This window comes from Cylindrospermum stagnale PCC 7417, from assembly GCF_000317535.1.
Classification (GTDB): domain Bacteria; phylum Cyanobacteriota; class Cyanobacteriia; order Cyanobacteriales; family Nostocaceae; genus Cylindrospermum; species Cylindrospermum stagnale.
Genome location: NC_019757.1, coordinates 705838 through 730840, shown reverse-complemented (window position 1 = coordinate 730840; position 25003 = coordinate 705838). Strand labels below are relative to the sequence as shown.

Here is a 25003-nt window from a genome sequence, read left to right as displayed (position 1 = left end):
ATTAAGCAAATGTTCAAAACACCAAAACCTCTAGCACAATAGGATAACAAGTTTTAGCTAAGATTCTGTTTGCTGGCAACTCAATAAATTGTCTTCGGTGTGGTTTGGGGTGTGTGACTCACAACTAGACTTATTTACCTTCGGACATTGCGAGGTGAACCTATGGATGCGAACAAGCTCCTGACTCTCTATACAGCAGGAGAACGTAATTTTAATAAAGCAACCCTGCATCAAGCCAACCTGAGTGAAGCTGACTTGAGTGGTGTTAATTTAGCTGAAGCTGACTTGAGTGGTGCTAACCTCAGTCAAGCTAACTTGAGCGGATGTAACCTCAGTCGGGCAAATTTGACTGATGCTGACTTGAATGAAGCTAATTTGCAAGGTGCTAACTTGAGTGAGGTCAACTTAATCGGTGCTGACCTGATTAGAGCTAACTTGCAAGAAACCAACTTAACCCGCGCAGATTTACGGAGTGCAAATTTAATTCTGGCCAGCCTGGTGGATGCAAACCTTAGCGAGGCGCAAATAAGTGGCGCAGATTTAACTGGTGCAGATCTCAGAAAGGCAAATTTGATTGGTAGCAATATCAACGAGGCGGAATTCAATGGCGCAGATTTAAATGGCGCCATCATCACCGAACTAGAGATGACTAGCGAAATTTTGCATATAGGTTTATCCCATAAATGGATAACCTGGGCTGGTAGTGGCTGATTCTCTGGTAAGCATGATCTGCTGTAGGGGCATAATGATTACAAAGTTATGCCCCTACAAAAGGATAATGCATATTTAATTTTCACTGCTATGACTGAATAGCGATCGCCATTCAGTCAGTAGAAACAACACACATTTAATGTCTGCAATATTGCTGATCAACCCCCGACATGGACGCCAGGACGCTGATGGGGATTCTTTTCAGCCCGACGGAGGACTTCACGGGTGACTACAGCGATATCGCCCTCACCAAACAAGATAAAACGCAGTAAGTATTGTATCGGGTTTCCCTCTACCCAGCCGAAGTAAGCATGGGGAATTTTACCCGTTTGGTCTCGAATATAAAGCAGTAACGCGGCGATCGCATTTGGTACCGCTGCACTCTCAGCCCGTAAGATGCGGTAATCACCAACTTGCACTCCTTTGACTCTGATCACATCCGCAAATTCCGAGGCATCGGACACCAGAATTTCTAAAAAAACAATCGGGTCATTGGGCGGAATATGGTTATCTTCCCGCACTTCTTTCTCTTTTAACAAATACTCTTGGACATCGCCCACATTCAACCGATTAGCAATCAATCGGATTGCTCCCTGGCTCTCTTCGGCAAGGAATTGGCGGGCATTTTCGTCAATTTCGATCCGTTCTGCTCGCAGTTCTGTTGAACGCCAAACGCGAGAAATCAGCGAGGTAAAAATGATCGTACCGATGAAGAACCCAGCGATTCTAATCCCTTCTGGTCTTTCGATGATATTGACAACAGTGGTGTAGATAAATAACAGTGTAATAGTTCCCAAGACCAGTTGTTGCCGCTTCTGCCTGTGACGGTGGGCTGATAAAGTTACAGCCAAAGCAGCTGAAGTGATCAACACCAGCACACCGGTTGCGTAAGCCCCACCTTGGGCTTCCACATTGGCCCGGAAGATAATTGTCACCACAAATGCGATCGCTGTATACACCAAAACCAGAGGTCGTGCAGCCCTTGCCCAATTGGGTGCCATGCCATAACGCGGCAGGTAGCGCGGCACAATATTGAGTAGCCCAGCCATTGCAGATGCACCTGCAAACCACAAAATGGAAATAGTACTCAAATCGTAAATTGTGCCAAAGCCATCACCTAAATATCGATGTGACAGATAAGCGAGGGCGCGTCCGTTGGCTTTACCCCCAGAGGCAAATTCTGCCGCTGGAATTAGTAAAGTAGTGATCAAGCTGCTGGTGAGCAAAAAGAAGCTCATAATCACAGCCGCAGTCGTCAGCAGATGGCGTGTATTCCGAATCCTTCCTCTCGGCTGATGTTGGGTGTCGCTGCTGCTACCTTTTACCAGGGGCATAACGGTCACCCCAGTCTCAAAGCCTGATAATCCCAATGCTAGCTTGGGGAAAACGAGGAGAGCGATGACGAGCATAGACAAGGGGTGAGAATATTGTGCAGTCAGTGCAGTCTGCCAATTAGCGATCGCACTTGGGTGAGTTAGGATTTGATACAGACCAACGCTAACTACAATAAAATTTAACAGCAGATAAACTCCCACCAAAAATACTGCAATACCGATTGCTTCTCGGAAACCTCTCAGAAAAACTGCCCCTAATAATGCAATTAATATCAGCGTGATAGCAATGCCCTGACCGTGAAACCAATTTGGAGTCAGCGGATTTTCGACGATATGGGCTGTAGCATCAGCAGCTGAAAGGGTAATAGTAATAATAAAGTCAGTTGCCACAAAGCCGAGTAGACACAATACAAGTAATTTGCCTTGCCACCAGGGCAGCAAACGCTCTAACATGGCAATCGACCCTTCCCCATGAGGGCTTTCGGCAGCAATCCGCCGATATATAGGCAATGCTCCAAAAAGCGTCAACAAAACTAAAATCAAGGTCGCTAAAGGAGAAAGAGCGCCAGCTGCTAATGCTGCAATACCAGGTTGATAGCCAAGGGTTGAGAAATAATCCACACCAGTCAGGCACATCACCTGCCACCAAGAATGCTGGCGGTGTGGTTCTTCTTTGCTGTAAGGGCCTTCTTTCTCTCGTCGGTCTTCTTCCAGCAACCAGCGGATTAACTGTTTGCTGAGTCGTTTTTTTGAAACAATTGATTTAGCCATTTAATCCGGTTAAGTCGCAAAAGTCGACTTTGTGATTTATTTGAGCTTTCGTGGTTTATTAAAATTTTGAACTACAAAGATATATCACTATCATTTACTAGTTCACCACTATTAGTAACGAGATAAAATTTTATTTCCAAATCTAAGCCAATATTTTGAGTAATTTGGGGACACTATTCTATCTCGGTTTCACACAAAATACTAGCAATATACTTACCCGTAGAAGTGCGAGTAACAGTTTGCACTGGCTTTGGTATTAGTTCTGACTTAATTTGTTCTACATAAGCTGCCAACACTACTATAATAGGCTGACAGAGAGAAGCCAGAGCAACTTCTACCGCATGGAGTATAAAGCTGCGTCCTTGGTAAGAAAACAGTTGTTTTGCTCTTGCCATGGGGGTTGCGGCTTAATTATCCATCTTTAATCTGCGTTTATCTGCGTTTATCTGCGGTTAATTTTTTTTCATATCTTATTCTATGCAACTTCATATCAATTTGGTATGTATGTCCAACATTTCTCAGTTGTTTTCTCTGACTTCTATCTTTTTGAGCGTGCTCTAGGCTTCAGTGGTTCGGACTTGGATAGCAGGGTTAAAGATTACCTGGCATGGGGTGGAGTTCGTGCCCTTGAGCAAGTCCAACAATTGAGTAGACCCCGATAAAGCTATATATTTCGGCAATTTAGCCTGAACAGTTGCAATTTATGACAATAATCTGAGAAAATGAGAAAAATATGAAAACAACCTAGAACTACTACCTGTGAAACTTGACTCTGCACCTAAAAGCTCTTCTGGCATATCTGAGACTGAAAGCCAGCCAGAACCAACAGATAGCCACGATTCTCTCTTAACGACTGCACAGGCAGTATCTCTAGAAGAACAACCTTCTTTAGAAATAGTCTCAATCATTGAGCCAGGGACATCTGTAGTTGTCAATAGTCCCAAAAAGCAGGAATCAGCGGCGGTAGTTTTCGGCACAACCTTTATTACGATTTTTCTCGCAGAAATTGGTGATAAAACTCAACTCTCCACTTTGTTAATGAGTGCAGAATCTCATGCACCGTGGGTGGTGTTTATCGGTTCTGGGGCGGCATTGATAACCACCAGCTTATTAGGCGTGCTTTTGGGTGGTTGGATTGCTAACCGACTTAGCCCAAAAACAGTAGAAAAATCAGCAGGCGTGATGTTGCTGCTGATTTCTCTGATGCTGTTTTGGGATGTATTTACAAGTAATTAACTATAGAGAAATTTAATTATGAACTGGCATCTTTTAGGACTGAGCTATATTACAGTTTTTCTCTCAGAATTAGGTGACAAAAGTCAGTTAGCGGCGATCGCACTTTCAGGTCGGAGTCAATCTCAGAAGGCTGTGTTTTTCGGCACGGCGGGGGCACTGCTGTTAACCAGCTTCTTGGGCGCATTAGCAGGGGGAGCAGTAGCGGAATTATTACCCACTCGCTTGTTAAAAGCGATCGCTGCTGTAGGATTTGCCATCCTCTCAATCCGCCTGCTGTTACCGAGCAATGAGGCTGAAGCAGATTCTGAACCAACGCCTTAACTTTCATCCTCGTAGTTGCGTTTGGGAAAAGACAACGCAACTACAACCTATACATTTCATTTGCCAATAATCCGCACTTAGCTTAAGCTTGACGCCAGCACCAGCTAAAAAGCATACCACCAGCTACCAACTTCACGGCTTCTAGTAACCAATAACCGCCGTGTAGTAAATTCATTGTCGCGGGAATTGCCGCAGCAGCTTCAAATAAATTGAGTTGAATGCCGACAGCGCACATTTGCGGAGTGAAAAAATAAGTATCTAGTAAAGATACAGCGAGCAATAGTACAGATAAAACAATACCGCGCTGACGCCATTGAGATTGAGTTTTGCTCAAAGCCAGAACGCTGGTTAACACTACAGCAGCAGATAATAACTCCATGCGATTAAAATTCCAAAAAATCACATAGCCTGCTGTACTAAAACCAGCTTGGTTCATCATGCCAGAAAGATAAAGACTAGGCATAATTACCCAATCTAAAACTAAGCTAGCACTCAGCCAAAAGCCCAAAGTCAACATAATGGCGGTTTGCCAAGTTGGGCGCTTGAATTCAATGTTGGAAGAAATAGCGTTCATAGGAATAATTGCTGGTGTTGTCTTTTTAGTTTTCACTACAGAAGTTAATTTGACAATAGAAATCAATTATCCTTAACAATTAATAATGCGAGCGATGGATCGCAGTTATTTTTGATGTTATTAAGTTTGATTGCGAAATTATAATAAAGACAAATTTATTTGTGAATTTTTAATTGTTTATTTAGTTATTTAATGATAATTAAACCAGAAACTAAATTTTAAAATTTGAATGCGCGTTGCACTTTTATTCAGCACAGCATTAATTGCTATCTCAGTTATTGGGGGAAATGCTGACAAGCCGAGTCAAGCAATTCAGTTGCAAGATGGCACGGTATATTTTGCCCATCCCCCGCGATTGGTGGAGACAGCGACTACTTTTAATGATGTTAGGGTATGGGGTGCGACATATTATTTCACTGTCAGCTTGCCAGAAGATGCAGGGGAACCCTTGCAAAGAATCACGATTCACCAGCGTGAGGGAGTAGATAATATTCGCTATGATTTTCAGAATAGTTTCGCCTTTGAAGGAACTCGCTCCCGCAAACAGCAGAGGTTACAGCTAAAAGACGCGACTAGCAACCAAAAAACGCGAACAGTGTCCCTAACATTTGCTCCGCCGGTTTCTCCAGGTAAAACCATCACAATTGCTCTGAAACCGTGGCAAAATCCATCTTTTGAGGGTGTTTATCTGTTTGGAGTCACGGCTTTTCCTACAGGTGAGAAATCTCATGGTCAATTTCTTGGTTTTGGACGGCTGCATTTTTACAGTCGTGGTTTTAACCGTTTTGGCTTTCCCTATGGGTGGTAATTTTAGAAACCTTATTTCTCTTTAAATGTCCAGACACCCTCATCCCAATCTGCATCTGATGGCGGTGATTTTAACCAATGTTGACAACGTCGCAGATATAACATAGCTGCTTTGTCATGGCATTCAATAGCCAAAACTTTGGCGAACTCAACACTGGCAGATGTAAACTGACGGTTGAGATAATACTCTCGTCCTTTGTGATAATGCTCAATGACTTGCAGTTTGGCGCTACTAATGGGGTCAGAACGTAAACCCAATAATTCGTAGATAGCTAATGGTTCATTTCTGCCTTTAACGCGAATGTAATCTAGTTCCCTAGCCCAAATATTATTTTGACAGGGTTGATAAGTATTATCACTAATGACAATATCGCAACCATACTGTTTAGTAATGCTTTCTAGTCGGGAGCCAAGATTGACACCATCGCCAATTGCAGTAAATTCCATCCGCTTGCTAGAGCCAATATTGCCACTAATGACGGTATCAGAATTAATGCCAATACCAATGCTAATCATCGGCTTATTAGCTGCATGGCGACGGTGATTAAATTCGACTAAGCGATCGCGCATTTCTAGAGATGTTTGCACCGCCATCCAGGCGTGTTCCTCTAAGGCTAGGGGGGAACCAAACACAGCCATAATGGCATCACCGATATATTTGTCTAGAGTGCCTTTATGCTTAAAAACTGCCTCCACCATTGACTCAAAATAATCGTTGAGCATACTCACCACTTCTTCAGCTTCCAAATTTTCTGTTAAAGAGGTGTAGCCACGGATATCAGAGAATAAAATGGAAACTTCTTTGCGATCGCCTCCGAGTTTCGCATCATCCAGTTTCAGCAACTCTTCTGCTAATTCCTGGGTCATGTAGCGGTACATCGTACTCTTGAGGCGCTTCTCATCGCTGATATCTTCCATCACCACCAGCACCCCAGACACCTGCTCTTGTTCACTAACATCAGCCATCGTGTTCAATGATAAATTGATACTGTGCTGTTCAGTGCCAGAAGTCACGAGTCCGCGATCAGGGTAATATTGCCGAGAGTTTTTTGAATCTTCTCTACATAAAGCATCTCTAAACCACTTCGTAAAATCTCCTTCTTTGAGGCTAATGACATCACTAATTAATTGACCTTCTAAACGGTGTTCTTGATTCAGTCCTAGCAAGGATTTAGCGCTTTCATTAGCGGTGATAATCAGTCCGGCTTTATCAGTAGAAATTACACCATCAGAAAGACTCCGCAGAATGTCCCGTTGCATTTGTTCTTGTTGCTTGACTTTGGCGAACAACTGGGCATTTTGCAAAGCTACTCCCGCTTGAATATTAAAAGCTTCCATAAACTCTTCGTCATTGCGGTCAAAACTTGCTTGAAAGAGTTCGGGAGCATCGGGCCAGTCAGCCGGATTATAAGCGGGAAAATCGCCTAATTTCTTTTTATTGACCAACTGGGTAACGCCAATCAATTCTTGATCGGTGTTAAATACTGGCATACAAAGTAAATTACAGGTGCGATAACCATTTTGCTGGTCAATTTGTTTAGCCGTATCAGAGTCTGGATGGTCATACAAGTCAAAGGGGATATTTAGCTTTTTGCCAGAAGCCGCGACTATCCCTGCAAAACCTTTACCTACTGGTACTCGCAACTCCTTGGTTGTTCCCCCGTCTTGGGGAATTTTCGTCCACAACTCATGGCGATCGCGATCTATTAACCATAGTGTACTGCGATCGGCGTTCATCAGTTCCTTCGCCTCATCCATCACCCGCTTCAGAGTATCTTCTAAATCAAGACTACTTTGACTCAGGGACTTAATCGCCTTCATCAGCGCCGCTACCGCTCTTTGTTTTTGGGTAGCAACATAAAAAGAACGCGACGACTCTAAAATCAGTCGAATCGAAGGCGCAAATTCTTGAAATAAATCCTCATCAGCGCTAGTGAAGCCCCTGGTATCAATTCGCTCTGAAAGTGGAGCATCTGGATAATTTAGAGGTTTTAATTTATTCAATAATTGGACTACCGCGACTAATTTTCCCTGTTCAGTCAACAGCGGTAAAGCCAACATTGTGTAGGTGCGGTAGCCAGTTCTTTTTTCTTGTTCCCGTGCAAATACTGAACGTGGATCGTTATAAAAATCAAAGGGTATGTTGATTACATACTTAAAAGTCGAGACTTCACCCGCAATCCCTTTATTCGCGGGGACACGAATTTCTAGAGAGCGATTACCTTCTCCCTCAGCCAAAATAGACCAGAGTTCTTGTTTTTCTTCATCCAACAAAAAGATTGTCGTCCGGTCAGCTCCCAGTAGTTCCCCGATTTTCAAGGTAATCGAATGCAACATTTCTTGCAAAATTGTGTCAAATCCCTGAGAATCTAACATTGACAGGGTTTGATGGACAATCTGTAATTTTTGCTCAACTTCCCGAACGACCTGTTTAAAAGTATCCTGAGTTAGAGGAGCGAGAAACTTAGAAATAGTTCCTTGTCTCGTAGCTAGAGCACCCACAGGCGCAGGATTTAATTGTAAATCGTGGTTTTCTTGGTTGTGAACACCAATAATCAAGGCGGTCTCCCCAGTACTAGGTTGATGCACAGACATATCTTGCGTTTAATATAACAGGATTAGATTTTAGATATATATATTTAACAATGCCATTAAATTTACGTAAGTGTAGCTTTTAGCAAGAATTCCTTGATATTATCTTCAGTTTAATTCACTTTTTCAGCCGGCGTCATTTTTACTAACATCTACTCTACTCCACGCTGATACACCCGTGCATACCATATTTTTAGGTCTAAGTCAATTAATTGGGTTGCGCCTCAAGCTTGGTTTTGAACTCTGATGTCAGATATTAGTAGGAATTACGCATCAAGTACGAAATGTAGGGGCAATTCATGAATTGCCCCTACGGTAAATCCTTGCTCTTACATCATTTTTGCGTAAGTCCTGATTAGTTAAGTCCGAAATGTAGAAGTAATTTATCAATTACTTAGGTCAATCAAGTCTTTCATGCTACTTTTATGGAAGTTCTATTAAGTAAGAAAGTATAATGGCTATCAAAAACTGGAAAAATAATTTATTTTTAGGCTTGACAGGTGCTTTTTTTGCGGTTGGATATTCCAGTTTATTGGCGACAGAAACTCCTTTACAGAATACACCTACCTTAAACAAAGATTCGTTAGCCCAATCAGAAACAAACCTAAAGGTCAGTGAATATCTAGAGAAAAATAAGCCAGAAAGTTACAACTATTTGAAAAAGCAGCTAGAGGCAGGTATTGAGGATGCCAAAAAACCAAGCCAGGACAAGGTGGTTAACAATCTTTGGTCATTGTCAGCCAGCAACCCTAAAATCAAGATGAGAAATAATAACGGTAAAGATGAATATTTGATGGTCATTTGGACACAGGGAAAATACATACCTAAAGAGTGGAAGCGGGGGGCAAAAATAAATATAGAACGTCAATCTTGGTTAACAGCAGCGTCTGAAGTTAAAGATTTTTGCCAAAACTGTAAAGGTACAGGGATAGATATTCCTGGCAATATCATGCTTTCTCTAAGATTGCAGCAATATTTAGGCTTAGTTTTAAATAAAAATTCCGAGAAAACGCATTTTGTGGAAATGTGGGTAAAAGCCGAAGATTTAAGCAGACCATGTATTGATCCAGAAATCAATGATTCTAGTTGTAAAGCTTTACCTGTAACTGTTCTTGATAAATATCCTGTTTTGCAAAAGATATATACAGATTCTTATGCAGTTGGTAAACAAAATTATCCCTGGACAGGTTTGGGTTATACTTATGATTGGGGAAACCCTAACAAACCACGTCAAGGTGCTAGTGAGTTTTTGATTAATGGAACTAATCAAAAGCCGACTGAAGTAGAAATTGCTGATGTCAAAGCTACCCAAGAATATTGTAACAACCAATTTTTAAAATAAAGATTATGCCTGTCATAAACTCAACATCTACGTAGGTTGGGTAGAGGAACGTATCCCTAACGGGAGCCGGAGGCATAAACCAACATTTGGGCAACGAAAGTTGGGTTTCACTTCGTTCAACCCCTACTACAATTTTCTTCACACCAACGGTATTGCACTATAACCGGCGCATACCCATTGCTGTATGCGATCGCCTTTTTCGCCTTTTTCGCCTTTTACAAGTCATGTGTACCCTAGGATGGATGCCAGAAAAGCAACTTCTTGACAGGCTAAAATTAACAGTTAATGCTAAAGTAAAATGCCGCACGTCTTACTGGTGGATGACGAAGTATCCTTACGCGAGAGCCTTACCTACACGCTGCAAAAAGAAGGTTATACCGTGACAACAGCAGCAGATGGGCATAGTGCCATCAAACAGTTCCACAAAGAAGTGCCGGATGTAATTTTGCTTGACCTGATGCTACCAGAGGTTAGCGGTATGGAAGTTTGTTGGCGAATTCGGGCGTTTTCAGATGTTCCGATCGTCATGCTAACAGCTAAAGATCAGGATATTGATAAAATTTGGGGCTTGGAAGCAGGAGCAGATGATTATGTCACCAAGCCATTTAACACCCGTGAACTGCTGGCACGAGTAAAAGCAGTGTTGCGCCGTCGTTCTGGGGATTAATCTAAATCATGGGCTGGTTGCCAAGTATAAAGTTAAATACCATTCATACCAAGCTGTTAGCCACATACCTGCTACTGATAACCTTAGGAACTTCTTTGATGGCAGGCTACATCCTGTGGTCATTTTATGCCTACTTCATGCGATCGCGACAAATGGATTTGGATAACTGGACAAATGCCTTAAGCCAGAGTGCAGCAGATGCCTTAGCAGAACAAAATCTTCAGAAAGTAGAGGTGTTGGTGCAGCGGTATGGTGCGCCACAAAATGTGACTCTCCGCATTTTTAATCAACAAGGTCGTCTGCTAGCCACTTCTGACCCAAATGGCGATAAAAAGGTCACAAACTGGTACCAGGTTTCTGGTGTGTCGGCAGCTCTGCAAAATCGTATAGAACAAGGTTTTTCAAAAGGAGTTTTAACAAATGAAGATCGCCTCTATGTTGCTAGACCAATTGTGCGTGACGGTCAACTACTGGGTGTAGTGCGATTGTCTATCACTCTAAATCAGGTTCAGAATCAGTTTACTAGAGTGATTTGGAGTGTGTTGGGGACGCTAGCGCTAACAATCTTGCTCTGTGCGCTGATTAGCACTCGTTTTGCTCGCAGTCTCTCAAAACCAATTGAAACTATGCGGAACTTTGCGATTCGCTTGGGTAGTGGCCATTTTGGCGATAAGCTTGAGATTCATGAAAACAATGAGTTAGATCAGTTAGCGACAGAGCTAAACCGGATGAGTGAAAGGTTAGCTTCCCTTGATCAAGAGCGACGGGTTTTTTTAGCAAATGTGTCTCACGAACTTCGCACACCCATCAGCAATGTTCAGGTAACGGTAGACGCATTGAGAAGTGGAGCTTATGAAGAACCGGAATTGCGCGATCGCTTTTTCCAAACTATCGAGAACGAGATTAAACGCTTATCACGACTGATTCATGACTTGCTCGATTTAGGACGCTTGGAAGCGGGTGTCTATCAATTGGAACAACAACCCATCTCACTGCTTGGCCTGATTAACCGTGCTGTTGGTGCAATGGAACCCCGGATGCAAACAATCGGCATATCTGCGCGAGTAAATGTGGTTGACTTACTGATACAAGGCGATCCGGAGCGGTTATTACAAGCTGTTTTAAATGTGCTGGACAATGCCATCAAACATTCTTTACCCAATTCCCAGATTTTTATTTCTGGGTACAACGAGGGGAATCTAGCAGTTGTGAGAATTAAAGACCAGGGGACGGGTATCAGTGAGCATGATTTACCTCGGATTTTTGAGCAGTTTTACACCACAAATCCCTCCCGTCAAGGTAATGGTAACGGACTGGGATTAGCGATCGCCAAGCGGATTATCGAAGCTCATCATGGTAGCATCACAGCCAGCAGCACAGCCAATCAGGGGGCAATTTTTACGATTTGCTTACCGCTGAAAGTGAGATAAAGATATCAAAGAACTCAACGACGGGTAAAAGTAAAACTAGAGAGAACTTGAGCAAATACCTTTTGATTAAAGATAGTAGTTGGTCGCCCTTGTTTAATATTAAAGGGAGCCGAAACAGTAATTATATTTTTCCGGTCGGGAGTAAAGAAAGAAACGCTTTTTTGGAATCCTAAAGTGTTTGCGGTGTAACTGATAGCAGCTTGATTAGCAACTTTGGTGTTTTCAACTTTTTCAATTCCACCAGGATTTTCTTGTCTCACAAGATAGGCTAAATCACGATTTTTAGAATTAACAGCTTTTGCATATATAGAAATATGTTCAGGAAATTCTCTAGCAGCTTTGCTTTTTATTAAACATTGCGTCAGGGTAAAAGTATTGGGGTCAAATATTAGTAATTCGCTGCTATGAAGCGACATTGTTTTATAGTTATTTGGGATTTTCACGCTATAGGCAAATTTTTCTTGGCGAATGATTTTGGTTTGTCGTGAGGGGGCAACTACTGCTAACTGGGGACAGATTTGATTTTGTGCGAGGGTTGCAGGAGTAACAAAAGGAATGCTTGCTAATGCAGCTATTATTAAGATGTTTTTGAGTTTCATGATTCACCTTTTCAGTTGTAAATTTTGAATTGTTTAGAGGATTTTTGTAAAGTGTCAAGTCGTATCGAGATCCCCCCAACCCCCCTTAAAAAGGGGGGCAAGAAATTCTTAAAGTCTCCTTGAGATTGGGCAAGAAATTCTTAAAGTCTCCTTGAGATTGGGCAAGAAATTCTTAAAGTCTCCTTGAGATTGGGCAAGAAATTCTTAAAGTCTCCTTGAGATTGGGCAAGAAATTCTTAAAGTCCCCTGGAAAATGAGCAATAAATTCTTAAAGTCCCCTGGAAAATGAGCAATAAATTCTTAAAGTCTCCTTGAGATTGGGCAAGAAATTCTTAAAGTCCCCCTTTTTAAGGGGGATTTAGGGGGATCTACAAGTCTTTGATATATCACTAATAACTTTTGAAACATCCTCTTAAAATCGTGAATTAAATAAAATGCAAAACTTTATGCACCAATCTTGAAAACGGTGCGTTGGGAACGCACCCTACTACTTAGTTTCGTCTAGTACTAATGTAGAATCGCCAGTGCGTCCAAATTCTTCTGGTGCATATTGCAGATGAACTTCAGCACCAGGCCAGAGGAATGTACCGGGAGTAACGGAACGCACCAAGTAATGGAGGCTGTAAACTCCGGGTTCGAGGTGATCTGCATAGGCTAAAATGCGATCGCGATATATTGTTTTAAACCCAAGTTGCCAATTGTCGGTTTTTGTCTGCAATGCAGATGTAGAGGTTTGAAAACTCTCATCCACCGCTTCAAATCCTGCGGGTAGGGGATCTGTCATCACCAAATGTTCCACAGGATGATCAGCAATCACTTCCAAACCTATATCAAATACTTGTCCAGGCTGTAAAGTTAAAGGCTTATCTTTAGCATAAAGTCCTAATTTTTGCAATATCTTTTCTTCACCGACTTTGCTAATTTCTCGTGTTACTCGTAAACCATTGAACCTCCCTGGTTGATTACCTTGCAAGCGATATTCATAAGCGACTAAATAATGTAAATTACCTTTACCAGATTTTTGCAGCAGCAAATCGTGACGCCCACGAGGTAATTTATCCATCGCTACATTCAAACTTAAACTAGGATTTTTGTAACCATCAAAACGGTTTTCGCCTAACTTTTTACCAGCTAATTTTACCGTAGCGATAAAATTAGGCGGTGTGGGTTGTAGTTGGCTATATTCCACCAAAGCTGTGAAGGCTTGGGCGTTATTATAACTATTTTGCCATGTACCATTGCGGCGGAGTGCCAGAAGGCTTTGCAATAACTTATCAATAATTTCTGGTTTAGCTTTTTGGGCAATAAATAACCGTAAAGCTTGCGCCTGGGTTGAAGTATTTGAACTCATCCATCCCCAACTAGCAGGTAAATTCACAACTGCTGCGCGTCCAGTTTCATAAATATTTTTTTGCAACTGAACTCGCATAATTTGCGCTTCATCTTGCCATTCAGGAAACTGAGATAAGTATCGCGCTAGTTTTATTTGTGTGACTAAATCAAAAGCTTCGCGCTGTTGATAAATATCTGAGAGAAAACTATTGCGTTTGTCTCCCAATTCTGCTAAAGCTATCAAGGAATTGAGTTGCAGTTGATTTTTACAAAGTTTTTGTTTACAATATTCGTATTGTCCTGGATTTGCGAGAACTGTTTGCAAATAAGCCTTGAGGCGATTTAGCATTCCCGAATTTACTAAACCAGGGAACACCTGATTGGCTTTAGCTAGAGATTCTGCTGCGTAGGGAGAAACCCAAGGATCAGATTTTTCTTGTCCGGGAAAACTTGCAAAACCATTATCAGCGAGTTGGAGTTTTTGCAATTGTTCAATTGCTAGCTTTGCTTGGTTTTGAGGATTAAATTCAGCAAATGTCTGATTATACTTTTGCGCTAGAGTTTGCAGATTAGCAGCAATTAACAATTGACTTGCAGCAGGTTCTGTAAATGGTAAATCTTCATCTCCTAAAACCTGTTTTGCGGGTGCTTTAATTTCGGGAATTAAAGTACTCGCTAACTGAATATCTAAACCTCCCGCTTCTGGGAAGACATTTTTGTCAACATTCAGAGGTATTTTTACCTGCTTATCCGTAACACCAGTTTCTATAACTTGTTCTGTGATTTCCAGCGGCTTAATTTCTAAAGGTACTTCAAAAGCATCTGCTGTACCATTTAGCTGAGTGGTAAAGCGAACTTGACTAACTCCCGCATTACCCGCCACCATTGGAAAGCGATAAGCGTGAGTTGCGGTTTCAGCTTTGGTTTGCAAGGTTGCAGATGTGGGGTTATTTTCGGTAAACTTCAGATTCCCGCTAAGTTCGCCATTAATTGCCAAATTTCCGGTAGTACCAGTGGTGTTGGTGACTGATAAACCTGCTTGAATGCGATCGCCAATCCGAGCGAACTGTGGCAAAATAGCATTAGTTAAAAGTGGCTTTGTCGTGATAAAAGTCTTTTCCCCATTCCCAAAACGCAGATTTCCATCAGTAGCCACAGCCATCACCCGCCATGTAGTTAAATCATCCGGTAATTTAAAGGTAATTATCGCCTTACCCTCAGCATCAGTTATCACCGAACCATTGTAATAAGCTAAAGCTTGGAAATCTTTACGAGTACGAGTATTTGCTGCACCACTTGACAACCCACCGCCATAACCCCAACCTTTAGGTAAACTTGCAAGTTGTGGTGCTAATCTCACATCCCGGCGATTATCATTAAAGCGCGTAGATATCGGCTGTTCAGCATATACAGTATCTACCAAATTTGGCGGACGATAACCAGAAAGTTGTAACACCGCCTCATTCACCACCATAACAGTAAACTGTCCTTTGGCGGGACTTCCCTGAATATCTTTTAATTCCAATTGAACAGTTTCTTCAGCACCAGGTTCCAGAGAAGCAAGAACCGGGTTAACTTGCACTTTTAAATACTTATCAGCCAAATTAACTTTAAAAGGTGCAAAGCCAATGCGTACTAAATTATCTAAATTCCCAGGTTCCACTTGATTAATTGGTTTACCTTGCCTAACTAACACAGCTTCAACCGCTGCATTTGGCAACATTTCCGGCGTAACTTGAAACTGAATTTGTGGTGCGCCTCCCTTAACTTTAACAATCTGCTGATAGAGAGTTTTATCTTTAATCACCGCAAAATACAACTCTGCTTCGGGATAAGGAGATTGAATTAATGCCGTTGCAGTATCACCAGGTTTAAACTCTTTTTTATCCAGCTTAACTTCCAGAACATCTTTTTCAGTCGAACCCCAAAACACGGGATTTTCTCCAGTAGCCCAAATTTGTAAATCTGTAGCGCTTAATTCATCTTTGCCATCCCTAAAATTAGCCCTGATGCGGTAAGAACCCGATTCAGTTGGCGTCAAATTTACTGATTGTGGATTGCTAGCAGATGTAATTTCTGTTTGGGAAACAGTCTTATATTCAACTTGGTTTTTTGGCGTTTGACTACCTTCCACCGACTGGGTAACGCTGCTATATTTCATCTGTTGTAATTCCAGCCGCACCCGTTGTCCCTCTAAAACTTTCCCCGTCGGTTCAGTTACAATAACTTCAACAGGAAAAGCCTTCCCAGCATCAGCCACAAAATTACTTTTTAACCCAATCAGCCGATTACTTGGTAAAGCTGTAAAACTTTGAGAATTCGCCACAGACAGATTAGAAACATCTGCAACTTGCACATCCACCCGGTAAGTCATCGGATAAGGTAAATCCTTAGCCACCGTTACAGTTTGACTACTTTTACCATTAGCATCTAGCTGAGTATTAGTTTGCAACACATCAGCAGGAATCGAAGGACTTTCTTCTGGCCAAAACCATTGTCTACCAAAATTAAATTCCTCCCAACCTTTGGGAATAAAATTAGCCTGCTGGCGCGTAATAAAATATTTCGCTTCTCCTCCTTCCACAGGCGCACCAAATAAATAATTACTTGCTGCCTTCGCCGCAACTTTTTCATCAATCAGAGCAAATTCTTTATCTAAATTGAGTTCAACTTTAAAATTAGGCGGTTTAAACTCAGCTACCCTAAATTCTCCCGAAATTTCTTTCCCCTCCTTCCCCTTCGCCTGGATATTATAGTAGCCTAAACGTTGATTAGTCTTGATTGGTAACTCTAGAGAAAACGTGCCAAACTCATTTGTAGTTTGCGTACCTAAATCTGTCTTTTGTCCATCGGGATTTACCAAACTTACTTGATAAACTGCATTTTTATCTTGATTAATTGCGCCATTTTCTAAATAGTCAGCAAAACCAGTTAACCAAGCTTTTTCCCCTGGCTGATATAACTGTCTATCTGAAAAAATCACCCCTCGCGATGCTGGCTTGCCATCTTGCCAACCAGCATCAATACCATAGCCATAAACACCACTATATTCTTCAGTTCTAGCAAATGCCCAATCTTGATTTTCACGGGCAATTACTAACAACTCTGGTGCTTTAACAAAGCTTGGTTTATCTGCAAAACATTGCTGTAAATCCTGACGCTGAATTCTAAAAAATCCATTTTCATCAGTTTTACCTGTAGCACATGGTAAAGCTTGAGGACGAGATTTTGCATCTAACTTTGATTGATATATTTCAACAGCAGCCGCTTTCACAGGCGAACCATCAGCTAGATGATTAACGCGAATTAATCCCGACTCTGGAAACCACTGAGTAAATACGCCCAAATTCGTTAATTCCACCAAGCCAAAAGTCGTGGGTTCTCGCCACAATTCCTTACCATTCTCCTGATATTTATTAGTGCGTGCTTGCACTCCATAAGCTAACATTCCCGTAGCAGCGCCAATTTTTTCTCGCAGGGGAACAGTTATATCAACTGATTGATTTTTCTTACCTGATACCTTGAAGCTTTGCCATTCAGCAGTTTTTGGTAATAAATCATTCCCATTTTTGAAATAAACTAAATCTGTTGGCTGCACTACTCGATAAGCTGCTTTGTATTTTGCTTCTGGCAGATTTACTGTATTAATATTTAGCTGTAAATCTTTGCCAGTGGGAAAAATATTTAACTCTGCCGGTGCCCAGATATCCCCCGCTAAATCGCCAGTATCATACTTGAGAGTGAGAGGTTTACCCAAAGTCTGCCCAAACTTATCTTTGAGATTAGCGCCAATAGTAATTGTATAAGTTTTGTCTGGTTCTAAGGCATAAGGATTAATAGTGACAATTCTATCTTCGTCGTTGATTTGAAGAGTTCGAGAAATTGCTTTAGGTGCGGGATTAATTTTTATATTTTCTTTGGCTGAATCTGCTACCAAAATATTATTAAATTCTAGCTGTGGACTGCCTTTAACAAATCTGCCATAAGTTCCCCCTGCATCTGGCTGTCCATAATAGTTAATTTTCTGAAATGCCAAAGGCGAATAAGTTGCTAATTTAGTAACAAACTCCTTTTCACTAGGGAGATTACCATAAGCAGGTAGTATACCCGGAGAGAATTGTAAGCGATAACGGGTAGCCTTTTCAAGATTTTGCTGAGGAATGAGATGATAAATCCAATTGCGGGCTGAAGGGTCAAGTTTTTCTAAAGGATATTCATTTTCTAGTTTTTCTTCTTTGGCTAATTCTACCTTGAAGCGCACAACCTTTTTTTTATCTTCTGAAATTAGCTGTAAATGCTCTTGCACTGAAGCTAAATCTAGTTCTAAATTTGAGTTAAATTGCAACTTAGGCTGTAAATCAATCGGTTCTATATCGCCTTTTTCAATTGGGTTAATACCTGGTAAGTTAGTCAGGGCGATAGATTCAGTATTAAAAGTCCAAGCTAAATCTTTATCTAAGCGGTGATTTTTTAAATCTGCTAAACCTGATTTGAGTGTAACTTGAAATCTGGTGGCTTTTGGCAAAGCTTTATCAGCTTGAAATCCCACCATGCGCGGTGTTAAAAATCTAAAGCTACCGGGTAAAGGCGGCCAAAGTGCAAATTTAGATAGCAACTGCTGCTGTTCTGGACTATCTAAACTTTCAACAGGAATTAAAGCCTCTTTAAACCTGATGCGAATTTGACTCAGGGGTTTCGCATCTCCTAAGGGGCTAATTTGTTCAATCCAGTCTGGTAAATTTGGCGGTGTGAGTTGAGAAACTGCTGGTAGTTGTTCTTTGCCTGGTTTAATACCAACTAAATTGCAACCTGCCAAGGCTAATACAAGGGTGAAAACAAATATTAATTGGATAAAATTTTTCATGTTCATATTCTATAGTAATGCCAAATAATTATTACTTAAAATATTACTTTTCTTATTCTATTCTTCTCTTTGCGCTCTTTGCGGTTTATTACAAAAGCAGAATCTGAGCAATTCTATACCAATCTACACTTAGAGGATGTCTGATTCGTATCAGAATTGATCGAGATCCCCCCTAGCCCCCCTTAAAAAAGGGGGGAAAAGTTCTTAAAGTCCCCCGTTCGGGGAGCCGCTAACATCTATGGCTCAGATTCCGACTTTCTAGATAAGTCGCGGATCTGGGAATGTTTTTCAAACAATTCTACCAAACCAAATAGACCGACAAAAAAGTATAAATTCTATTTCTGAGGTTGGTGCAAGATATCAGATATCAGACAAGTTGATCAAACAGCTTTAAAAACTGTTCGGTATCAACATCTAAACAGGCTTCTACATTAGGTGGATTGGTTTTCTCATCTCGGCGATCACGCCGATCTACCAGTGATAACCCAGTGGTAAATCGTCCTTCGGTTTCGACCATCATATAGAATAATTCAGTCTTTACCAGACTCGGATCGATAGCGACTGCCATCGCCAAAGGATCATGTAAATAACAACCGTAAAAGCCTTCATTATCTCGATAGAAAGCCATATAAATTCCAGTGCAATCGGCAATAAACTGGGTAAGTTTTGAAGGGCGGCGCTGTAAATTATCTTCAACAACTTGGCGCGGTAAAGGGGCTTTCATCGCCACATCTAAACCTACTAAAGTGAGGGGAATCCCTGACTCCATTACGATTTGAGCTGCATCAGGATCTACAAAAAAATTAAATTCAGCCGCAGCCGTAATATTTCCAGGTACGGTAACAGCCCCGCCCATGATGATAATTCGTCCTATTTTTTTCATCGTGGCGGCATCTTTTTGAATTGCTGTTGCTAAATTAGTTAGTGGACCCAAAGCCACAATATTTAGACTGTCGCCGTACTCTTGTGCTGCCTTGAGAATGACATCAATAGCATTCTCTGTAGATGCTTCAATCGTCAGTTTAGGATAGCGGGCTGTGCCATCAGCTTCTTTAAATTGATCTAATTCACCAAGCCCATCTGCGCCATGAATACCTGCGGCATTAAACGGCTGTTTAACCAGTGGTTTTTCACAGCCTTTAGCAACAATGGGTAAGGTATTTGGTTGGACAATGCTCATTACCCGCAATACATTATTAGCCGCTTGGTCTACATGGATATTACCAGCTAAAACGGTAATTGCTTTCAGGTCTAATTGTGGTGAGTTCAATGCCATAATCAGCGCTAAGGCATCATCAACACCTCCGTCTGTATCCACCAGCACGGGGATGGGCTGACTTTGAAGGATTGTCATGCTCGTTACTCCTTTTGTTTAAGAATGGTAGGGAACTAAACCTTTTAACAGAAATAATTCAGAAGTCAGAATACAGAATTATTAGAAAATCAAGCGTGCTATTGCTTCTTGATTTTATCGTTAATTATTAGAGGAAATCTGAAAAGTTGTTTGTGATCAATCAAACACTCGTAGATCTCCCTAAATTCCCCTTATAAAGGGGGACTTTGAGAAGTTTTTGCCTGCCTTAAAAAGGGGTTTTAGGGGGATATCGATCAATTGTGATCCGAATCAGATATCCTCTTAGGCTTGGGTATCAGAGTCTTCCGAATTCTCAATTCTGAATCTTTACTCAAATCCTGCTATTTGTATATCAATCTTCCTTCGATATGGCTGTTAATATTTTGATGATGTCCAAAGAATTCTTCTAGGACATCCTGGCAGGATGTTGTGATTACCTTTGAATTACCTAATTCTTGATGTGTTATATCTAAATTTCGCTCGGAATTTTGGTAACGATAGCCATCCATACATATAGTGTATTGATGATCCTCTTGTATGGATTGTCCATTAATGCTCAAAGATTCAATCCTATGCAGGGCATCATTGTAAACCGCCTTAATACCTTTATTTAGCTGGAAATACTCACTTCCACCTGGTGCTCGGTTTTCGGGTCTCATAATATGTGTAAATATCTTTGTGAGATGTACCCCGCTAACTGTAAACTTATAAAGAGTATCGTCGTAAGGGTAAACCTTTTTTAGATCGCTCAATGTAACTAGAGGACCTAATTCCGTTCCCCGGATTGCACCACTCGCTACAAAAACTACATCTAACATATCTTGTTGGGCAATAATATCAGCAATTAAGTTACCCAATTCAGTTTCTTCTTCACGCTTAGGATGGGTTAATTTACGTGCTAATCGTCCAACCAGTCGATTATACTTGCGGTCAACTTCTTCTTTGAAAGTAGCAATCAGATTCTCGATATTGGGATCTGGTTGTGCCAAATTGCTATCCACAGGCAGAAGTTGCCACTTCCATTCTACAATGCTGTTAGTATCGTCATCTACTACAATATCGAAACGTCCAATCTGGTCTGTGCCAACTCCAGCTTGTGCGATTAGAATATTGTTGACTTGGGCAGGTTGTTCTAAAAATGTATGGGAGTGTCCCCCAATTATCAGATCCACACCCCATTCTGGGTTTAGCATTGCTGCTAATTTTTTATCTTCTTCAAAACCGATGTGCGTCAGAATAATTGTTAGGTCAATGTCATCATTTTTGTAGGCATTACAAATCTTGCCAACTTCTGCTGCCGCATCTTCAAGGCTGACAAAAGTGCCAATACTGCTATCACGTTTTAATGTCCTCAGAGCTTCTTCAGTCACAATTCCGATGAACATGATATCGAATCCATCTACATTTAGGATTAGATAAGGATTCATCAAGCGTTTGTTATACTTTTTAATATATAGGTTGGCATTGACTATAGGAAAATTAGCCATCTTTTCTAGAAAAAGTAAGTGAGGCAACCCATAATCTAATTCGTGGTTCCCCAAAGTCACTACGTCAGGAGCCAGGTAATTCATAATTTCCATAGTTGAAATACCTTTGTATTCGGTATCAATCATAGAGCCTTGGAGCATATCACCCGCGATGACAAAAAGTACGTTTTTCTCTTCCTGACGCACCTGATTTATATATCCAGAAAGCAGCGACATTCCACCAATAGCATGACCTTCTGCTATACCCGTTGCCTCTGCTAAAAAGTCTCCGTGCATATCATTGGAATGCAAAATTGTAAACTTTTTAAATCTCTCAGTATTCATCTTTTATCTCCAAAAAGTTAGTTGCTTTTAGTTGAAATTTTATTATTTTATATTTAGTCGAATATACCAACACAGAAAATTAATATTTCGATACTATATTCACGCTTCCTAACACCTAAGACATTTAAATGCAATACCCGTGAATCAAATTCTCAAGCCGCCTTTGGAGACAGAATTTAGAAATCTTTTTTCAAGTCTCTAACTTCCGAATCATGGGTTGAATTTTTTCGTTTACAGGACTTACGCAATTGACATATTAGTAGTGTGCGTCAGACTTGATAATTCGGTAACAATCAACAGATTTTCGACATCTGATGCACCCTACAATCTTACCTTGAGTGTGACATGCAGCTTTAGTCCTAGTTTAAATTTGGACATTTCACTGAGCCAATAACTGAGCACATCTCCCAGAAAAACACGCCTACACTAGAGACAGCAAATAAAAGCGTCAGGTAAAGACTATGACTCAAATTCTAGAACAGTAACCCAGTGGCTTATATCTGCAAAACTCCAACCAACAGATCGCTTTTCCCCTCAAACACACGGAAGTAAAAGCCAAAATCGCTGGTAACATCTCACGGGTAGAAGTTACCCAAAGCTTTGAAAATCCCTTTACGACAACCCTAGAAGCCGTTTATATCTTCCCCTTACCCGATGAAGCCGCAGTTGATGATATGCTGATTCGGATTGGCGATCGCACAATTCAAGGCAGCATCAAAAAACGCCAAGAAGCTTTAGCTATCTACGAACAAGCCAGAAAACAAGGACGCACAGCCGGACTCCTCGAACAAGAACGAGACAACATCTTCACCCAATCCCTAGCAAACATCAAACCCGGTGAACAAATTGATGTCATTATTCGCTACAGTGACAGCCTAAAATTTGAGGGTGGGAATTACGAATTTGTCTTTCCGATGGTTGTCGGACCCCGTTACATTCCAGGGATTACCATTGAGGATAATGCAGTTGGGGGTGGTTCAGCCATTGCACCCATGACTTTAAATCAAGATACTGATTTAGTTCCAGATGCTTCCCGCTTGAATAATCCCATTCTCCCAGCCGGGATGCGATCGCGCCATGATATTAATGTAACGCTTGAGATTAATGCCGGAGTTGAAATTCAGGATATTAGCTCACCCTCTCACCAAATCCAAATCATCCGTGAAGAACAGCTAGTGCGGGTAAAACTAGGATACAAAGTCAGGTGTGGCAGCTGTGACAGATACGGCTCTCACTTATCAACTGTTATCGCAATATACCCCGCCTTTGTTGCCGTCAGTGATGATGTCAGAGTCAATCCCAGCCAGGATTCTGTATCTGTGCAAGTGCCTGAAGGTATCACCCATGAGGGCATTTTTGGTAATTCTGTTCTTACAAGGGTATTGGGAATGGTAAGTCCGCAAGTTTTAAGCCAACGAGGGAAAAAACTATCTGCACCCCCTCCATCCCCGATGTCTGCACCTGCTCCAGCACAGCTGATGCCAGCATCAGCACGGGAAATAGGATTTTTAGAGGTTGATGAATTTGGTGAGCTTGATTGCTTACTCAGCGTATCAGAGAATGAAGAAAACAGTCCACAGTTTGCAACATTTGAGGAATTGGGAGAAATAGAATTTGCGGAGCTTTTAGTGGTTGAATCTTATAGTTATGGCGATCGCAGTCAAGTTCTAAATTTGCTAATGTCTGATGAAATAGATGCTGAGTTGGAAGATTTCACAGCCTTATCGAAAGAAGAATCTTCTGTCCCTCGTCTACAGGTTTTGAGCGTGACGGGATTGGATCAGCAGGTGATGACTCTGCTGACTCAATACTTGCAATTAATTCAACTACCTACTGGTTTCGGTGGTGATTTGGTGTTTGAGTTCCAGGTTATTCAGGGACGGGTGAGACAGTTGGTGCTGGATGAGCAAGCTTCTTCTGTGAAAGAAGAGACGGTAATTGAATCAATTAGGCGATCGCTTTTAGCTTGGCTACCCTCCCAGTCCCTCACCAGTACAGTGCAGTTGACACTGAGGATTCAACCGTCATAGTCCAAATAGACATCTGGTAAAAATTAAATATGCGTTATCCAGACCCTTGTAGAAACGTTGCATGGGTAGGGATTCTCGACTCTACATTTTTTCCCATCAGATATCTACAGTTCGGGTAAGATCCCCCTTAAAAAGGGGTAAATGAGGAAAATAGCCCCCCTACTTTTTAAGGGGAATTGGGGGGATCTTCGAGAAATCAAAACGCCTTCTCATACCGTATTGCCAGATATCTAAATCATTGGTGTTTAGACTAATAAAGGAAAAAACGACCCAATCTAAACACCAAAACAAGTCTTGTAAAGAAATATTACGAAAAGAAAAATCTTGCGTAAATAATAAATGTACCGCTGTTGAATAATTAGCAGGTTGAAAATAATTATTCAGCTTGCAAATCACATCAGATTTTGTATAGCTGTCACCTTTATAGGTGACGGCAACTATTATATTATCTGAGCTTTAACCTATATCACACAGAGAAATTAATCATGCCACTACTTTCAACATTTGAATTGCTTGTGAAGCAAATTGCTCCTACCGATAACTTAGATAAATTGCCCCCGAAGATTGCAGCTCAACTAGAAAAAGTTGCTCGTAGAGTTGTTCAAGGTTACTTTTTAACCATTGCCAACACTACTAATTCTGATGCCAACATAAGGCTAACATTTACAGCAACAACACCCAATTTAAATCTAGCAGATACAACGATAATCAGCGATATTTTAAATAATGTCAATGAGACTTTTAACTTGACCCCAGTTCCAGGTAATCCTAAAAAATTTACTTTCAATCTGAGTATTCCTGCTCACGATACAGCATTAGTAACCTTACTACCTGCTCTTGAGAATTTAGACCTTTTTACTGGAGCAAAAAATTTAGAGATTCGTGGCTATGTGACAATCTCTAGAGCGTTTTTATTCGGAGGTCCAACTTATGATCTGCTAGTTACGCCTGAGCATCGGGGAACTTTCCTACCCAAGAATTTAGATGATTCAGTTCCTGATTTTGATCAAATCGCCTACGCTCTACCCACTGCTAGTGGTGGTAGCCTCGTAACATTAAAATCTTTTGTAATCGGCGGCGGTATACCAGTCGACAATTCTAGTGCAACAGAAGATATGCAAGAGCTAATTAGCTTAATGGCCGAGCGTGTTGACGAGCTAGAGCAGCGTCTGGAAAGTGCTTAATTAAACATAAAATCTTGAGGAGATAGATACCCAACTTCTGTTGA

General features: G+C 41.2%; 17 protein-coding genes and 1 pseudogene. 10 read left to right on the top strand and 8 right to left on the bottom strand.

What is annotated here, in order from left to right; translation table 11 throughout:
• Nucleotides 1-162: 162 nt before the first annotated feature.
• Entirely contained in the window at nucleotides 163-711 is a 549-nt protein-coding gene (locus CYLST_RS03080; RefSeq protein WP_015206238.1) for a pentapeptide repeat-containing protein, read from the top strand.
• Between the two features lie 158 nt (nucleotides 712-869).
• Here CYLST_RS03080 and CYLST_RS03075 read toward each other — a convergent pair whose 3' ends face one another.
• On the bottom strand, nucleotides 870-2816 hold the full coding sequence (locus tag CYLST_RS03075; protein WP_015206237.1) for an APC family permease: 1947 nt from the start codon (nucleotides 2814-2816) through the stop codon (nucleotides 870-872).
• Nucleotides 2817-2989: 173 nt separating this feature from the next.
• Nucleotides 2990-3211: a glycosyltransferase family protein gene (locus CYLST_RS35700; protein ID WP_051056091.1), complete on the bottom strand. Its 222-nt coding sequence runs from the start codon at nucleotides 3209-3211 to the stop codon at nucleotides 2990-2992.
• Between the two features lie 364 nt (nucleotides 3212-3575).
• Here CYLST_RS35700 and CYLST_RS03065 point away from each other — a divergent pair, with 364 nt between their 5' ends.
• Together CYLST_RS03065 and CYLST_RS03060 are read left to right on the top strand one after the other, a co-directional pair.
• Nucleotides 3576-4052, top strand: a complete 477-nt coding sequence (locus CYLST_RS03065; protein WP_015206236.1) for a TMEM165/GDT1 family protein — start codon at nucleotides 3576-3578, stop codon at nucleotides 4050-4052.
• 18 nt (nucleotides 4053-4070) lie between these two features.
• Nucleotides 4071-4373 (top strand): TMEM165/GDT1 family protein, encoded by a 303-nt coding sequence (locus CYLST_RS03060; RefSeq protein WP_015206235.1) that lies wholly within the window; start codon nucleotides 4071-4073, stop codon nucleotides 4371-4373.
• 82 nt (nucleotides 4374-4455) lie between these two features.
• Here CYLST_RS03060 and CYLST_RS03055 read toward each other — a convergent pair whose 3' ends face one another.
• A complete protein-coding gene (locus CYLST_RS03055) occupies nucleotides 4456-4947 on the bottom strand; it encodes a hypothetical protein (protein WP_015206234.1) in 492 nt (163 codons plus the stop codon).
• A gap of 229 nt (nucleotides 4948-5176) precedes the next feature.
• On the opposite strand from CYLST_RS03055, the gene CYLST_RS03050 reads away from it, so the two are divergent.
• Nucleotides 5177-5755 carry a DUF2808 domain-containing protein gene (locus tag CYLST_RS03050; RefSeq protein WP_015206233.1) on the top strand — a complete coding sequence of 193 codons (579 nt, stop codon included), beginning with the start codon at nucleotides 5177-5179 and terminating at the stop codon, nucleotides 5753-5755.
• An 11-nt stretch (nucleotides 5756-5766) separates the two neighbouring features.
• Here the strand turns inward: CYLST_RS03050 and CYLST_RS03045 are convergent, their stop codons facing one another.
• Complete coding sequence (locus CYLST_RS03045; protein ID WP_015206232.1) at nucleotides 5767-8349, bottom strand: adenylate/guanylate cyclase domain-containing protein; 2583 nt, start codon at nucleotides 8347-8349, stop codon at nucleotides 5767-5769.
• A gap of 451 nt (nucleotides 8350-8800) precedes the next feature.
• Between CYLST_RS03045 and CYLST_RS03040 the strand changes: the two genes are divergently transcribed.
• The 3 genes from CYLST_RS03040 to CYLST_RS03030 all read left to right on the top strand — a co-directional run bounded on the left by CYLST_RS03040 (nucleotide 8801) and on the right by CYLST_RS03030 (nucleotide 11785).
• Entirely contained in the window at nucleotides 8801-9688 is an 888-nt protein-coding gene (locus tag CYLST_RS03040) for a hypothetical protein (RefSeq protein WP_015206231.1), read from the top strand.
• 298 nt (nucleotides 9689-9986) lie between these two features.
• A complete protein-coding gene (locus CYLST_RS03035) occupies nucleotides 9987-10355 on the top strand; it encodes a response regulator transcription factor (RefSeq protein ID WP_015206230.1) in 369 nt (122 codons plus the stop codon).
• 8 nt (nucleotides 10356-10363) lie between these two features.
• Entirely contained in the window at nucleotides 10364-11785 is a 1422-nt protein-coding gene (locus tag CYLST_RS03030) for an ATP-binding protein (protein ID WP_041232935.1), read from the top strand.
• Nucleotides 11786-11799: 14 nt separating this feature from the next.
• On the opposite strand, the gene CYLST_RS03025 is transcribed toward CYLST_RS03030, so the two are convergent.
• From CYLST_RS03025 to CYLST_RS03010, 4 genes are all read right to left on the bottom strand, one after another.
• Nucleotides 11800-12384, bottom strand: coding sequence for a hypothetical protein (locus CYLST_RS03025; RefSeq protein WP_015206228.1), 585 nt, complete (start codon nucleotides 12382-12384; stop codon nucleotides 11800-11802).
• A gap of 487 nt (nucleotides 12385-12871) precedes the next feature.
• A complete protein-coding gene (locus CYLST_RS03020; protein ID WP_015206227.1) occupies nucleotides 12872-18586 on the bottom strand; it encodes an alpha-2-macroglobulin family protein in 5715 nt (1904 codons plus the stop codon).
• Between the two features lie 361 nt (nucleotides 18587-18947).
• On the bottom strand, nucleotides 18948-19934 hold the full coding sequence (locus CYLST_RS03015; RefSeq protein ID WP_015206226.1) for a nucleoside hydrolase: 987 nt from the start codon (nucleotides 19932-19934) through the stop codon (nucleotides 18948-18950).
• A 341-nt stretch (nucleotides 19935-20275) separates the two neighbouring features.
• Nucleotides 20276-21745: a bifunctional metallophosphatase/5'-nucleotidase gene (locus CYLST_RS03010; RefSeq protein ID WP_015206225.1), complete on the bottom strand. Its 1470-nt coding sequence runs from the start codon at nucleotides 21743-21745 to the stop codon at nucleotides 20276-20278.
• A 500-nt stretch (nucleotides 21746-22245) separates the two neighbouring features.
• On the opposite strand from CYLST_RS03010, the pseudogene CYLST_RS36655 reads away from it, so the two are divergent.
• The 3 genes and pseudogenes from CYLST_RS36655 to CYLST_RS02995 form a co-directional block, all read left to right on the top strand.
• A pseudogene (locus CYLST_RS36655) lies at nucleotides 22246-22938 on the top strand (VIT domain-containing protein); the annotation flags it as partial.
• A gap of 195 nt (nucleotides 22939-23133) precedes the next feature.
• On the top strand, nucleotides 23134-23775 hold the full coding sequence (locus CYLST_RS36650) for an after-VIT domain-containing protein (protein WP_425389077.1): 642 nt from the start codon (nucleotides 23134-23136) through the stop codon (nucleotides 23773-23775).
• 485 nt (nucleotides 23776-24260) lie between these two features.
• Nucleotides 24261-24959, top strand: coding sequence for a hypothetical protein (locus tag CYLST_RS02995; protein WP_015206224.1), 699 nt, complete (start codon nucleotides 24261-24263; stop codon nucleotides 24957-24959).
• Nucleotides 24960-25003: the final 44 nt, after the last annotated feature.

Coding starts and splice junctions, on each gene's coding strand:
- CYLST_RS03015 (WP_015206226.1), bottom strand. CDS start 19,934: ATGACAATCCTTCAAAGTCAGCCCATCCCCGTGCTGGTGGATACAGAC.
- CYLST_RS03080 (WP_015206238.1), top strand. CDS start 163: ATGGATGCGAACAAGCTCCTGACTCTCTATACAGCAGGAGAACGTAAT.
- CYLST_RS35700 (WP_051056091.1), bottom strand. CDS start 3,211: ATGGCAAGAGCAAAACAACTGTTTTCTTACCAAGGACGCAGCTTTATA.
- CYLST_RS03035 (WP_015206230.1), top strand. CDS start 9,987: ATGCCGCACGTCTTACTGGTGGATGACGAAGTATCCTTACGCGAGAGC.
- CYLST_RS03055 (WP_015206234.1), bottom strand. CDS start 4,947: ATGAACGCTATTTCTTCCAACATTGAATTCAAGCGCCCAACTTGGCAA.
- CYLST_RS03030 (WP_041232935.1), top strand. CDS start 10,364: ATGGGCTGGTTGCCAAGTATAAAGTTAAATACCATTCATACCAAGCTG.
- CYLST_RS03040 (WP_015206231.1), top strand. CDS start 8,801: ATGGCTATCAAAAACTGGAAAAATAATTTATTTTTAGGCTTGACAGGT.
- CYLST_RS02995 (WP_015206224.1), top strand. CDS start 24,261: ATGCCACTACTTTCAACATTTGAATTGCTTGTGAAGCAAATTGCTCCT.
- CYLST_RS03060 (WP_015206235.1), top strand. CDS start 4,071: ATGAACTGGCATCTTTTAGGACTGAGCTATATTACAGTTTTTCTCTCA.
- CYLST_RS03025 (WP_015206228.1), bottom strand. CDS start 12,384: ATGAAACTCAAAAACATCTTAATAATAGCTGCATTAGCAAGCATTCCT.
- CYLST_RS03010 (WP_015206225.1), bottom strand. CDS start 21,745: ATGAATACTGAGAGATTTAAAAAGTTTACAATTTTGCATTCCAATGAT.
- CYLST_RS03045 (WP_015206232.1), bottom strand. CDS start 8,349: ATGTCTGTGCATCAACCTAGTACTGGGGAGACCGCCTTGATTATTGGT.
- CYLST_RS03020 (WP_015206227.1), bottom strand. CDS start 18,586: ATGAACATGAAAAATTTTATCCAATTAATATTTGTTTTCACCCTTGTA.
- CYLST_RS03075 (WP_015206237.1), bottom strand. CDS start 2,816: ATGGCTAAATCAATTGTTTCAAAAAAACGACTCAGCAAACAGTTAATC.
- CYLST_RS36650 (WP_425389077.1), top strand. CDS start 23,134: ATGGTAAGTCCGCAAGTTTTAAGCCAACGAGGGAAAAAACTATCTGCA.
- CYLST_RS03050 (WP_015206233.1), top strand. CDS start 5,177: ATGCGCGTTGCACTTTTATTCAGCACAGCATTAATTGCTATCTCAGTT.